The organism is Fervidibacillus halotolerans, assembly GCF_026547205.1.
Lineage (GTDB): Bacteria > Bacillota > Bacilli > Bacillales > Caldibacillaceae > Fervidibacillus > Fervidibacillus halotolerans.
Genome location: NZ_CP106877.1, coordinates 1,167,723 through 1,180,935, shown reverse-complemented (window position 1 = coordinate 1,180,935; position 13,213 = coordinate 1,167,723). Strand labels below are relative to the sequence as shown.

General features: G+C 39.4%; 14 protein-coding genes. All 14 read left to right on the top strand.

From position 1 onward, the window contains the following. The first annotated feature begins 6 nt into the window (after positions 1-6). The 14 genes from rnpM to dpaB all read left to right on the top strand — a co-directional run bounded on the left by rnpM (position 7) and on the right by dpaB (position 13,032). Positions 7-285, top strand: coding sequence for an RNase P modulator RnpM (gene rnpM / locus OE105_RS05535; protein WP_275421746.1), 279 nt, complete (start codon positions 7-9; stop codon positions 283-285). Positions 286-288: 3 nt separating this feature from the next. After that, on the top strand, positions 289-591 hold the full coding sequence (locus OE105_RS05530; RefSeq protein WP_275421745.1) for a YlxQ family RNA-binding protein: 303 nt from the start codon (positions 289-291) through the stop codon (positions 589-591). 18 nt (positions 592-609) lie between these two features. Continuing rightward, a complete protein-coding gene (gene infB / locus OE105_RS05525) occupies positions 610-2,901 on the top strand; it encodes a translation initiation factor IF-2 (protein ID WP_275421743.1) in 2,292 nt (763 codons plus the stop codon). Beyond that, positions 2,898-3,176, top strand: a complete 279-nt coding sequence (locus tag OE105_RS05520; RefSeq protein WP_275421742.1) for a DUF503 domain-containing protein — start codon at positions 2,898-2,900, stop codon at positions 3,174-3,176. The genes infB and OE105_RS05520 overlap by 4 nt, the downstream gene beginning before the upstream one ends. Positions 3,177-3,225: 49 nt before the next feature. Continuing rightward, positions 3,226-3,549, top strand: a complete 324-nt coding sequence (rbfA, locus tag OE105_RS05515) for a 30S ribosome-binding factor RbfA (RefSeq protein ID WP_420842588.1) — start codon at positions 3,226-3,228, stop codon at positions 3,547-3,549. A gap of 52 nt (positions 3,550-3,601) precedes the next feature. Further along, positions 3,602-4,531 carry a tRNA pseudouridine(55) synthase TruB gene (gene truB, locus OE105_RS05510; RefSeq protein ID WP_275421740.1) on the top strand — a complete coding sequence of 310 codons (930 nt, stop codon included), beginning with the start codon at positions 3,602-3,604 and terminating at the stop codon, positions 4,529-4,531. A 17-nt stretch (positions 4,532-4,548) separates the two neighbouring features. Continuing rightward, positions 4,549-5,505, top strand: a complete 957-nt coding sequence (gene ribF / locus OE105_RS05505; protein ID WP_275421738.1) for a riboflavin biosynthesis protein RibF — start codon at positions 4,549-4,551, stop codon at positions 5,503-5,505. A gap of 142 nt (positions 5,506-5,647) precedes the next feature. Beyond that, the gene (gene rpsO, locus OE105_RS05500; protein ID WP_275421737.1) at positions 5,648-5,917 is read left to right on the top strand and encodes a 30S ribosomal protein S15; all 270 of its coding nucleotides are present in this window, start codon (positions 5,648-5,650) and stop codon (positions 5,915-5,917) included. 150 nt (positions 5,918-6,067) lie between these two features. Then, positions 6,068-8,179 (top strand): polyribonucleotide nucleotidyltransferase, encoded by a 2,112-nt coding sequence (pnp, locus tag OE105_RS05495; protein WP_275421736.1) that lies wholly within the window; start codon positions 6,068-6,070, stop codon positions 8,177-8,179. A gap of 173 nt (positions 8,180-8,352) precedes the next feature. Continuing rightward, complete coding sequence (locus OE105_RS05490) at positions 8,353-9,312, top strand: polysaccharide deacetylase family protein (protein ID WP_275421735.1); 960 nt, start codon at positions 8,353-8,355, stop codon at positions 9,310-9,312. Between the two features lie 138 nt (positions 9,313-9,450). Then, positions 9,451-10,683 (top strand): M16 family metallopeptidase, encoded by a 1,233-nt coding sequence (locus OE105_RS05485; RefSeq protein WP_275421734.1) that lies wholly within the window; start codon positions 9,451-9,453, stop codon positions 10,681-10,683. Positions 10,684-10,781: 98 nt separating this feature from the next. Next, complete coding sequence (locus OE105_RS05480; protein WP_275422105.1) at positions 10,782-11,036, top strand: YlmC/YmxH family sporulation protein; 255 nt, start codon at positions 10,782-10,784, stop codon at positions 11,034-11,036. A 503-nt stretch (positions 11,037-11,539) separates the two neighbouring features. Next, complete coding sequence (gene dpaA / locus OE105_RS05475) at positions 11,540-12,439, top strand: dipicolinic acid synthetase subunit A (protein ID WP_275422104.1); 900 nt, start codon at positions 11,540-11,542, stop codon at positions 12,437-12,439. Continuing rightward, positions 12,439-13,032 (top strand): dipicolinate synthase subunit B, encoded by a 594-nt coding sequence (gene dpaB, locus OE105_RS05470; protein WP_275421733.1) that lies wholly within the window; start codon positions 12,439-12,441, stop codon positions 13,030-13,032. Before dpaA ends, dpaB begins: the two co-directional genes overlap by 1 nt. Positions 13,033-13,213: the final 181 nt, after the last annotated feature.

The following is a 13,213-nucleotide window of genomic DNA, read 5'->3' as shown; positions in this document are numbered from 1 at the left end:
GATACCGTGACGAGGCAAAAAAAAATACCTATGCGGAAATGCGTTGCCACAGGTGAAATGCTACCGAAAAAGGAATTGATTCGAATCGTACGTTCAAAGGATGGGGAAGTTTCCATCGATCCAACGGGAAAAAAATCTGGGCGTGGTGCATACCTTTCAAAAAATAAAGATGCGGTCGTATTAGCGAAAAAGAAAAACATTTTAGAAAAACATTTAAAAGTAGAAGTTGACGAAAAGATTTACGAAGAAATCACTCAATACATTGAAAAGGAGCCAACTTCTTAAAAGATGGTCCAAGAGAAATGGTTGTCGTTGTTAGGTTTAGCTAATCGGGCTGGAAAAATCGTTACCGGAGAAGAACTCGTCCTAAAAGAAATACAAAAAAAGCGGGCAAAATTAGTTATTTTGACCGAAGACGTATCCAATCTTACATCGAAAAGGATTAAAGATAAATGTTCCTATTACGGTATCCCGGTAAAACAGAAAGGGAACAGACAAATGATTGGCGCTGCGATCGGAAAACATGCTCGTGTCGTCGTCGCGGTAACGGACGAAGGATTCTCGAAAAAATTGTTAACCTTGCTCGATTAATTATACGGGGGTGAAAGTATGACGAAATTACGCGTATATGAATACGCTAAGAGGAATCACATCACTAGTAGACAAGTGATTAATAAATTAAAAGAAATGGATATCGAAGTGTCGAATCATATGACGGCGATCGATGAAAACGTCATTCGCCAATTAGATCAAGTGTTTGGAAAAAATCAACAAACACAAAAAATAAAACGAGATCATCAGAAAAGACAAAAACGGACCCCTTCCCAACAAAATAAGGGATCGAATAAGACGAATCAAAAAGAAAAAGGTACAAAATCCGGACAATCGAAAGCGAACGGAAACGGAATAAAATCACCGAAAATGGAACCGACCTCAAAAGTAATGAACGATGAAAAAATAGATGTGAAGTCAAAAAAAGGAAAAGGAAACAGTGTGCAGTCGAAAATGAAAGAAGAAAAAAAATCCGATCAAGAATATCGCCCAAAGGAAAACAAAGTCTTTAAAAAGAAACAAAAAGGAAAAGGTGCACAAAAACAAAAACAAGAAAATGCCCAATCCCAACAACAGAAAAAGGAAAAAGAACTCCCGAAAAAAATAACATTTACCGAATCGTTGACCGTTCATGAATTAGCGAAAAAGCTCCATCTCGAGCCTTCAGAAATCATTAAAAAATTGTTAATGCTCGGTGTCATGGCGACGATTAACCAGTCGTTGGATGCAGATACCATCGAATTGATTGCAAGTGAATACGGCGTAGAAGTAGAAGAGAAAGTAAAGGTCGATATGACCGATTTGGAAGCATATATTTCTAAGGATGATTCGGAAAAAAATTTAATCGAACGTCCTCCGGTTGTTACAATTATGGGGCATGTCGACCATGGGAAAACGACCCTCCTAGATCACATTCGCCATTCAAAAGTAACCCAGCTGGAAGCAGGTGGTATTACCCAACATATCGGTGCATACCAAGTAGAAATTGATGGGAAGAAAATTACCTTCTTAGATACACCTGGTCACGCCGCCTTTACGACGATGCGGGCACGAGGTGCAAAGGTGACGGATATTACCATTTTAGTTGTAGCTGCTGACGACGGCGTGATGCCGCAAACTGTTGAAGCCATTAACCACGCAAAAGCAGCTAATGTACCGATTATCGTTGCGGTGAATAAAGTGGATAAACCGACAGCGAATCCAGACCGGGTAATGCAAGAATTGAGCGAATATGGTTTGATTGCAGAAAGTTGGGGAGGCGATACAATTTTCGTCCCGATTTCTGCTTTGACAGGAGAAGGTGTGGATCAACTATTAGAAATGGTCCTCCTCGTCAGTGAGGTGGAAGAATTAAAAGCAAATCCGAATCGAAAAGCCTATGGAACGGTTATTGAAGCGGAATTGGATAAAGGTCGAGGTTCCGTTGCCACCCTTCTTGTTCAAAACGGTACACTGAAAATTGGTGATCCGATCGTTGTCGGAAATACATTTGGACGTGTACGAGCGATGGTGAATGATTTAGGACGGCGGGTAAAATCGGCAGGACCTTCCACACCAGTTGAAATCACTGGATTGAACGAAGTACCGCAAGCCGGTGACCGATTTGTCGTATTCGATGATGAAAAGACGGCCCGTCAAGTAGGGGAAGCAAGGGCCCAAAAGGCGTTACAAGAAAATCGAAATGAAACCGCACGAGTCAGTCTCGATAAATTATTTGACCAAATGAAACAAGGGGACGTTAAGGAATTGAACATCATTGTAAAAGCCGATGTTCAAGGTTCTGTAGAAGCCCTTAGCTCTTCTTTACAAAAAATCGATGTGGAGGGTGCGAAGGTAAATATTATCCATACAGGTGTCGGTGCGATTACCGAATCGGATATCCTGTTAGCTACTGCATCCAACGCGATTATAATCGGTTTCAACGTTCGCCCGACGACGAATGCAAAACGAATGGCCGAATCGGAAAAAGTTGATATCCGCTTACATCGGATTATTTATAAAGCAATCGATGAAATTGAGTCTGCAATGAAAGGAATGCTCGATCCAGAATATGAGGAAAAAGTAATCGGGCAATTGGAAGTTCGCACCACCTTTAAAGTTTCCAAAGTCGGTACAATTGCTGGATGTTATGTAATGGAAGGAAAGGTAACGAGGAATAGCGGGGTTCGACTAATCCGAGATGGCATCGTTATATACGAAGGAGAAATCGATTCCCTTAAACGATACAAGGATGATGTAAAAGAAGTGGCTCAAGGTTATGAATGTGGTGTGACCATTAAAAACTTTAATGATATTAAAGAAGGAGATACAATCGAAGCGTATATCATGGAGGAAATTAGACGATCATGATTCTTTCTGCGGAAATTGAGTGTTATTTCTATCATTGTCAATCGTTGAAAGACAAGCGGGCCATTTTACAACGTATTTTAACGCGAATTCGACAGAAATTCAATTTTGCCGTAGCAGAAATCGATTTTCAAAATCAGTGGCAACGGTCTAAAATAGCACTCGTTACCGTATCGACAGTAAAAGAAGTCGCTGAAAAGGAATACCAACAAGTTTTAAAACTCATCGACTCCTTTCCTGAAATTGAACTGACAATAACTGAAATTGAGTGGCTTTAACCCGGAGGTGATCAACTTGAAAATCCGTGCAAAACAAGTTGGGGAACAAATGAAAAAAGAACTGAGCGATATCATCAGCCGGAAAATTAAAGATCCGAGAATTGGATTTGTTACTGTAACTGATGTGGAAGTGACTGGAGATCTACAGCAAGCAAAGGTATTTATTTCTGTTTTAGGTGGAGAAGAGGAAAGGGAAAATACGCTAATTGGCCTCACAAAGGCAAAGGGGTTTATCCGTTCAGAAATCGGTAGACGGATTCGTTTAAGAAAAACCCCGGAAATCGATTTCGAATTCGACGAATCAATCGAATACGGAAACCGAATTGAAACACTCCTACAAAATATTAATCATGAAAAAAAGGAAGAAAATTAAAAAAAGGGTCTGACTGGTTTCGTCAGACCCTTTTGAATAGAAGGTGAATGGTATGAATGGGATTTTACCCCTTTGGAAACCTTCCGGGTACTCTTCCCATGATTGTGTCGTAAAGTTAAGAAGATTGTTAGGTATTAAAAAAATCGGGCATACAGGAACGCTTGATCCTAGTGTAACCGGAGTGCTCCCCATCGCTATTGGCGAGGCAACGAAGGTTGTTCAATTTATACAAAATGAAAATAAAAGTTATGAAGGCACAGTAACGATTGGCATTTCCACTACGACAGAAGATGCCGATGGAGAAATCGTTGAACAAAAGTCGATTACAAAACCGTTCCGTAGAGGAGACATCGTAAAGGTATTTCACCGTTTAACCGGTGAAATCATCCAAGTTCCACCTATGTATTCTGCAGTGAAGGTGAACGGGAAACGTTTATACGAATATGCGAGGGAAGGAAAAACGGTTGAACGGCCAAAAAGGAAAGTAAAAATCTTTGAACTAGAATTACTAGATGATTTGGATACATTTGAGGGGGATCCGGTTCACATTAACTTTCGGGTGAAGTGTAGTAAAGGGACGTATATCCGCACCCTTGCCGTGATGATAGGAGACATGTTAGGTTATCCAGCCCATATGTCAAAGCTCGTTCGGATTGAGTCAGCGGGAATTACGGCAAAAAATAGTCTCACCTTTGAAGAAATTGAACAATTGGTTGCTCGCAGAAAAATTGAAGAGGCCATTATACCTATTGAACAAGTACTGAATCGATTGCCGAAATATGAAATTCATGATAAATTAGCTACGAGAGTGAAAAACGGAGCGGTAATACAGGCACCGGAATTCTTGCTTTCCTCCAATGGTCCCATAGCAATAACGAACCACGAGAAAATGATCGCTTTGTATCAGCTACACCCGAACAAAAATGGGTTTATAAAGCCGATCCGTGTGTTAAATCTGGATAACGAGATGAAAGACCGATAAGAAAGGTGCGTTTAACAGTGAAAGTCATTTATTTGACGGAAGAGAATAAAAACGCCGTGGATGAGTTGCCCCCCCTGTCCCTCGCCATCGGCTATTTTGATGGGATTCACATTGGCCATCAAAAAGTGATTGGAACAGCAAAGGAAGAGGCCGAAAAAAGGGGATTACATAGTGGAGTGATGACCTTTGATCCTTCGCCAAAAGCCGTTTTAGGAAATCCGGAAAAAGTTAAGTATTTAACACTATTACATGAAAAAAAGCAACGAATTCAAGCGTTAGGAATCGATTATTTCATTATCGTCCCTTTTACGAAGGAATTTTCAAAATTGTCCCCAGAGCAGTTTATCGAACAATATATCGTTCAGTTGAATGTAAAACATCTCGTTGCAGGATTTGATTATACATATGGAAGATATGGTAAAGGAAATATGAATACGATTAAACAATTAAGTGAAAATCGATTTTCTTATACCGTTATTGAAAAAATGATGGTTCAAAATGAAAAGATTAGTTCAACTTCAATTCGAAATTTAATCAAACTGGGCAATGTGGATCAAGTTCCTGCGATGTTAGGCAGGCATTATACCATTTCTGGTACGGTTGTTCACGGAGAGAAGCGGGGAAGAACCATCGGATTCCCAACAGCAAATATTGATGTGGATCATCGTTACGTACTTCCGAAGGACGGAGTTTATGCGGTTGAAGTTTTTGTAAATGGCCAATGGATTCCAGGGGTTTGTAATATCGGTTTCAAACCTACATTTCATAATGAGCGAAGACAAAGAATGATCGAAGTTCATTTACTAAATTTTCAAGATGACCTATATGGCGAAAGCGTCAATATCAAATGGTATAAGAGGATTCGAGAAGAACGAAAATTTACCTCCGTCGATGAACTCAGTAAACAAATTACAAGGGATAAAAAACAAGCGATGGATTTTTTCAACTCGATTTCATCCATCGACCATCGGTGAAAAAATGGTAAACCATACTTGCATTTTTCGAAAAAAAGTAGTATTCTAATTAGCGTATTCTATGAACCTTTGCTTGGCAAGTCGATGACTCCGGCGCTTGCTCAGTAATAGGGGATGTAAAGATATAGGAGGTGAAATCAACATGGCATTGTCGCAAGAAAGAAAAAATGAAATCATTGAACAGTTTAAAATTCACGAAAACGACACAGGATCACCGGAAGTTCAAATTGCGATTTTAACAGAACAAATTAATTTGTTAAATGAACATTTGAAAGTTCATAAAAAAGACCACCATTCCCGTCGCGGGCTATACAAAATGGTTGGTAAACGCCGTAACTTGTTAGCATATTTGCGTAATAAAGATGTTCAACGTTACCGTGAATTAATTAACAAGCTCGGTTTACGCCGATAAAAAAAGCGGGAGTCATCCCGCTTTTTTGTTAGCTTTGCTAACTTCTTGGAATACCAAAAAGTGACGTTTATGAACCCTTGTCCTTTGTTTACAATACATAATAAAAAGAAATCGTTGTTGCGAAATTTGTAATAAGAGAGGAGTCCGTATATGGAAAATGAAATACATGTTTTTTCCATCGATTTGGCTGGACGAAAGCTGTCTGTTGAATTAGGACGACTAGCCAAACAAGCAAATGGTGCAGTGCTCGTCCGTTATGGAGATAGCGTTGTTTTAAGTACAGCGGTCGCTTCGAAGGAACCAAAATCCGTCGACTTTTTTCCCTTGACGGTTAATTACGAAGAACGATTATATGCTGTCGGGAAAATACCTGGTGGGTTTATTAAAAGGGAAGGTCGACCGAGTGAAAAAGCCATTTTGGCGGCTCGCCTTATCGATCGCCCCCTTCGGCCATTATTCCCAGAAGGATTTCGGAATGAAGTTCAAGTCGTAAGTACCGTTTTGAGCGTCGACCAAGATTGTTCAACGGAAATGGCTGCAATGTTTGGCTCGTCCCTTGCATTGACTATTTCGGATATTCCATTTAACGGTCCGATTGCAGGTGTGATCGTCGGCTTGATTGATGGAAAATTTGTGATTAACCCGACTGTCGAACAATCGGAAAGAAGTAAAATGCATTTAAGTGTGGCAGGTACGAAGGATGCCATTAATATGGTTGAAGCCGGAGCCGATGAAGTACCGGAAGAAACGATGCTTGAAGCGATCATGTTTGGTCATGAGGAAATTAAAAAATTAATCGCTTTCCAAGAGGAAATTGCTCAAAAAGTCGGTAAAGATAAAATGGATGTTCCATTATTTGAAATTGACCCAGAAGTGGAAAAAGAAGTACGTTCCCTCTGTGAAAAACAATTGCTTGAAGCGATCCGTATTCCAGAAAAACAAGCAAGGGATACGGCAATCGAGTCGATTAAACAAGACATTATCGAGAAATATGAAAATGAGGAAGCGGATGAGGAATTACTGAAACAAGTGCAGTCCATGATGGACAAGCTCGTGAAAGAAGAAGTAAGAAGATTGATTACCGTCGAAAAAATCCGTCCAGATGGAAGAAGAATTGACGAGATTCGACCACTGTCTTCGTCTGTTAGCATTCTGCCCCGTGCTCACGGATCTGGATTATTTACGCGCGGTCAAACACAAGCTTTATCCGTTTGTACCCTTGGAGCCCTTGGAGATGTGCAAATATTAGATGGCCTTGGAATTGAAGAAGAAAAACGTTTTATGCATCACTATAATTTCCCTCCATTTTCCGTCGGTGAGGCAGGCCCCATTCGAGGACCAGGAAGAAGGGAAATTGGACATGGTGCGTTAGGTGAACGGGCTTTAGAACCGATAATTCCTTCTGAAGAAGAATTCCCGTATACGATTCGGTTAGTATCTGAAGTGTTGGAATCGAACGGATCGACATCACAAGCGAGTATTTGTGGTAGTACATTGGCTTTGATGGATGCAGGAGTTCCAATAAAAGCACCGGTTGCCGGAATTGCTATGGGGCTTGTAAAAAACGGTGAACATTATACGATTTTAACGGATATTCAAGGAATGGAAGACCATCTTGGAGATATGGATTTCAAAGTTGCTGGGACGGATCGAGGAGTTACCGCTTTGCAAATGGATATCAAAATCGACGGACTGTCCAAAGAAATTTTACAAGAAGCCTTAGAACAAGCCAAAAAAGGTCGGTTGCAAATTTTAGAACATATGTTACAAACGATATCCAAACCTCGAGAAAGATTATCACCGTATGCTCCGAAAATTTTGTCGATGCATATTAATCCTGACAAAATAGGAGATGTGATCGGACCGAGTGGTAAAGTGGTGAAACGGATTATTGACGAAACTGGCGTAAAAATTGATATTGAACAAGATGGAACAATTTATATCTCTTCTACAGATCAAGATATGAATGAAAAAGCACAAAAAATGATTGAATCGATTGTTCAAGAAATTGAAGTCGGAAAAATGTATATCGGTAAAGTGCGTAGAATTGAAAAATTCGGTGCCTTCGTCGAACTATTCAATGGAAAAGATGGTCTCGTTCATATTTCGGAATTGGCTGAAGAACGGGTCGGAAGGGTAGAAGACGTCGTTCACATCGGTGATGAAGTGCTTGTAAAAGTAATTGATATCGATCGACAAGGACGTGTAAATTTATCCCGAAAAGCAGCGTTACGGGAGAAAAATAAACACAAGGGTAATTAAAATGAAGGAATGAATCTTCCTATTTATGGGGATTTTCCTTCTCCCTTTCCATATCGACTTACATGGCAAAAGGACTTTCTCATTAAAGAGTAGGTCCCTTTTTAATTGGAAAAAAAATCCACGTTCTATCCTGTCCATGTAAATCATAGATTTAAATGGGAGGGGTAGAGCGAATGAAGAAACAATCTTTCAAGCGTCCAATCATACTTATAACCATCATGATATTCGGCTATTTTATTGTTCAAAACCCATTATCTGAACTTTATGTAGAAAAACTTCGAACAGAAGCGATCACCGCAACAGCGATCAAGGATTCTTTATATATGGAGATCGAACAGCGACGAAAAGAGTATGAAAAAGAACCTGAGAATGCAAGAATAGATAAAGTTTGGAAAAAAATACCTGGTTACAACGGATTACGGGTTGATGTGGAATCAACGTATCAAAAAATGAAAATTGATGGAATGTTTGACGAGAAAAAACTAGTTTTCAAACAAGTTCCCCCAAAAATTCATTTGGAAGATCTTCCCCCTGCTCCTATTTATCGAGGCCATCCGGAAAAACCGACCGTAGCTATAACCATCAATGTAGCATGGGGAAATGAATATATTTCTTCCATTCTTGCCACATTAAAAAGACAACAAGTACATGCCACTTTTTTTTTAGAAGGAAAATGGGCGAAACAAAATACGGATTTGGTCAAAATGATTTTCAATGAAGGGCATGAAATTGGAAATCACTCCTATTCCCATCCCGACTTTGCTCGATTGACGGTAGCGGAGACGAAAAAAGAATTGGAAGAAACGAATCGAATCATCGAAGCAGCAATCGGTGTCAAACCCTCTTTATTTGCTCCACCTAGTGGTAGCTTTCGTGAAGAAACGGTGCAAATCGCTGATGAAATGAATATGCAAACGATTATGTGGACGGTGGATACGATCGATTGGAGAAATCCGCCTACCGAAGTGGTCCTTAATCGGGTAAGGAAACAAGTACATAACGGGGCCATTATTTTAATGCATCCGACCGAATCGACTTCAAACGCCCTCGAACAAATTTTGATCGAATTGAAAGATCGTGGTTATATTCCGAGTACGATTTCTGAACTATTGGATGAAAAAAGAATCAAGTGACTTTCGCTATTTAACCTTTGAAGGGAAATTTCAGATTACAAATGGGTATATGAAAAGGCGATTTATTTGTAAATTTTCGGTAAAATACTATAATAATGCTTATAAAAGATTTCATAGCAACTTGGAGGAGGACTTTGTTTGGTAAATAAATATACGTGCAAAAATGGCGTTCGGATTGTTATGGAAAAAATACCCACCGTCCGATCCGTATCCTTAGGCATCTGGATTAAAACAGGATCTCGAAATGAACCAAAAGAACTAAACGGGATTTCCCATTTTTTAGAACACATGTTTTTCAAAGGTACAAAAACGAGAAGTGCACGGGATATTGCCGAGTCTTTTGACCGAATTGGTGGACAAGTGAATGCTTTCACTTCAAAAGAATATACTTGTTATTATGCGAAAGTTTTAGATCGACACACGTCTTACGCCTTAAATATTTTAGCGGATATGTTTTTTAATTCGACTTTCGATGAAGAAGAGTTGTCGAAAGAAAAAAAAGTCGTTATGGAAGAAATTAAAATGTATGAGGACACACCCGATGATATCGTACACGATCTGTTAAGCAAAGCTGTTTACGAAAATCATTCCTTAGGTTATCCGATTTTAGGTACTGAGGAAACGGTGGCGTCATTTAACAGACAGACGTTAAAAACATATATGGAACAAATGTATACACCGGAAAATGTCGTCATATCCATTGCTGGGAACGTGGATGAAACATTGATTCAAGAGGTGGAAAACCTATTTGGATCTTATCAAGTGAACAATCGAAGGATTGAAAAGGAATTACCGAAGTTTCACCAAAATCAAATTGTAAAAAGGAAGGATACAGAACAGGCCCATCTTTGCATAGGATTTGAAGGGATTCCTGTTTCCCACCATCAAATGTATCCGTTAATCATTGCAAATAATATTTTAGGTGGGGGAATGAGCAGTCGCTTATTCCAAGAAATTCGAGAAGAAAAAGGTTTGGCTTACTCGATTTTTTCCTACCACTCTTCCTTTTATGACACGGGAATGGTAACGATATATGGGGGTACAGGTGTAGACCAAATGGATACCCTATTTGAATCAATTCAGACTTCAATTCACCGATTTGTGGAAAAGGGAATAACCGATCGAGAAATAAAAAATAGTAAGGAACAACTAAAGGGAAACATCATGTTAAGTTTAGAGAGTACGAATAGTCGGATGAGTAGAAACGGGAAAAATGAATTATATTTAAAAAAACATCGAACGTTAGATGAAACGATTCAATTGATCGATGGTGTGACGAAGGAAGAAGTGAATTCGTTAATTCAGAAAATTTTTTCAAACCATTTCTCCATTGCGGTCATTAATCCGACGGGAAGATTACCAAAGGAATAATGGATGAATCGTCGAACACTTTTCCTGACTCCTTCTTCTAAATTAATCCATATCGGAATACATTAATACAAGAAGGACAGGAAAGGGTGAGTACATTGGTGCGATTAAGTGAATTGAGCGGTAAAGAAATCGTCGATATAAAAAAAGCGGAACGACTAGGGGTACTCGGTCAAACGGATTTGGAGATCAATGAACAGACAGGACAGATCGTCGCGTTAATTATACCGACTGGAAAATGGTTTCAATTTCGTAAAACGGGCGGAGAAATTCGCGTACCTTGGAAATATGTAAAAAAAATTGGGACAGATATGATTATTATTGACTTTCCTGAAGATGAATTCAATCAATCGTAAACGACAACATAAATATTCGAAACAGTTAACAACCGGTATTTCCGGTTTTTTTTTGGTTCTTTGTCAAATCGTGTTGGTGAATAATTTCGTGACTTTTTTCAGTAAAATGTAATCGGATCAGGTTGTCCATTCATCCAAAATCGGTTTGAAGTGATTCGTTCCATTGGCGGACGCGCATCCAGTAGCACGGCTCGAGTCTCCTTGTCACTTCGTTCCTGCTGGGTCTCGAGGCTCGTGCTTTCCCCGCAGGAGTTGTCGCCAATGGAACTTCAATAATGATGAGACATGTGACATTACTCCTATAAATGTGGTTTGGCGATTACATTTTACCAGGGGAGTGTCACTTGTCTCTATTTTTTTGATCAAAAAAGGTTCTAGGTTTAGTCACCAACATCAAAAATTATAGAGCTGTTTTTTTCACATGAAGTTAATCCACTTCATAGGATATTGATAAACGATTGTTGTTTGAAGCTTGTCGAATGAAAAAGAAGGTGAAGGATTTGATGTTAACAGGATTGCAAGTTGCTGTCATCGGCGGGGATGCAAGACAGATTGAAATCATTCGTAAGTTCATTGAAATGGATGCAAAAGTTTTCCTCGTAGGTTTTGAACAATTAGATCATTCTTTTACAGGAGCAGTGAAGGAAAAAATTCAAGATATGGATTGGAAAGACTTGGATGCAATTATTTTACCCGTTGCAGGAACGAATGATCACGGGGAAGTGGACACGATTTTTTCCAATGAAAAAATCGTAATCACTGAAGAGGAGTTAAAGAAAACACCGCCCCATTGTACGATATTTTCAGGTATTTCCACACCGTATTTGGATCAAATCGTAAAGCTTGCGAACAGAAAATTAGTTTTATTGTTTGAACGAAACGATGTTGCTATATATAATTCAATTCCGACGGTTGAAGGAACGTTAATGATGGCGATCCAACATACAGATTTTACAATTCACGGCTCACAAACGGTAATCCTTGGTTTTGGTCGGGTAGGAATGACTGTGGCAAGGGTATTCCATACCTTAGGCGCAAAGGTGAAAGTGGGTGCAAGAAAGCGAGATTCATTAGCTAGAATTAAGGAAATGGGGATGGAAGCATTTCATTTACAAGATTTAGAAAAAATGGTAAGCGATGTAGATATTTGCATTAATACTATTCCACATCTCGTCGTTACCGCTAGTGTCATTTCAAAAATGCCGGCCCATACGTTAATCATTGACTTAGCATCAAAGCCTGGAGGGACGGATTTTCGATATGCTGAAAAAAGGGGAATTCAAGCATTGCTCGCCCCAAGTTTACCAGGGATTGTCGCTCCGAAAACAGCTGGGCAAATTTTGGCGAATGTGTTAGTCGAATTATTGCGAGAAGACTCAATACAAAGAAAGGAAGATGAATGATGGATGTGAAAGGTAAACGGATTGGCTTCGGGCTAACCGGTTCCCATTGTACGTATGACTCCGTTTTTCCTGAAATTGAAAAACTGGTGGAAAAGGGGGCCGATGTGATTCCAATCGTTACATTTACAGTAAAAACTACGACGACCCGATTCGGCTCTGGTGACGACTGGGTAAAAAAAATCGAAGAAGTGACCGGGAAAAAAGTGATCGATTCCATTGTCGAAGCCGAACCTCTTGGACCGAAAAATCCCCTCGATTGCATGGTCATTGCTCCGGCAACAGGAAATTCCGTTAGTAAATTAGCCAATGCCTTAACCGATTCTCCGGTACTTATGGCTGCAAAAGCGACTATGAGAAATCATCGACCAATCGTATTAGGCATTTCCACGAACGATGCCCTAGGACTCAACGGAGTAAACATCATGCGACTAATGTCTGCAAAAGATATTTATTTTATCCCCTTTGGTCAAGACGATCCTTTCAAAAAACCGAAATCGATGGTATCTGATATGACAAAGCTTATTGAAACGGTAGAAGCCGCTTTAGAACATCGTCAGTTACAACCGGTTGTTATTGACCGTTATCAAAAATAAGAATTATAATAAAAAAAGATGCGTAGGAACCCGCGCCTTTCGCATCGGATTTTTTTCATTCAAATTCATCGAGCGGAAAGATAAAAACGATAGGAAAACAGCCAGAATTTTTTAATGAAAATTAATATTCATCCACTTAGAATTGTGGTAAAATGAACGATAAGTTTGAAAAGGGATTTAA

What these genes read in the sequence shown, in the direction of transcription:
- OE105_RS05530 (WP_275421745.1), top strand. Translation starts at nt 289, where the DNA reads ATGGTCCAAGAGAAATGGTTGTCGTTGTTAGGTTTAGCTAATCGGGCT.
- infB (WP_275421743.1), top strand. Translation starts at nt 610, where the DNA reads ATGACGAAATTACGCGTATATGAATACGCTAAGAGGAATCACATCACT.
- OE105_RS05520 (WP_275421742.1), top strand. Translation starts at nt 2,898, where the DNA reads ATGATTCTTTCTGCGGAAATTGAGTGTTATTTCTATCATTGTCAATCG.
- rbfA (WP_420842588.1), top strand. Translation starts at nt 3,226, where the DNA reads ATGAAAAAAGAACTGAGCGATATCATCAGCCGGAAAATTAAAGATCCG.
- truB (WP_275421740.1), top strand. Translation starts at nt 3,602, where the DNA reads ATGAATGGGATTTTACCCCTTTGGAAACCTTCCGGGTACTCTTCCCAT.
- rpsO (WP_275421737.1), top strand. Translation starts at nt 5,648, where the DNA reads ATGGCATTGTCGCAAGAAAGAAAAAATGAAATCATTGAACAGTTTAAA.
- pnp (WP_275421736.1), top strand. Translation starts at nt 6,068, where the DNA reads ATGGAAAATGAAATACATGTTTTTTCCATCGATTTGGCTGGACGAAAG.
- OE105_RS05490 (WP_275421735.1), top strand. Translation starts at nt 8,353, where the DNA reads ATGAAGAAACAATCTTTCAAGCGTCCAATCATACTTATAACCATCATG.
- dpaA (WP_275422104.1), top strand. Translation starts at nt 11,540, where the DNA reads ATGTTAACAGGATTGCAAGTTGCTGTCATCGGCGGGGATGCAAGACAG.
- dpaB (WP_275421733.1), top strand. Translation starts at nt 12,439, where the DNA reads ATGGATGTGAAAGGTAAACGGATTGGCTTCGGGCTAACCGGTTCCCAT.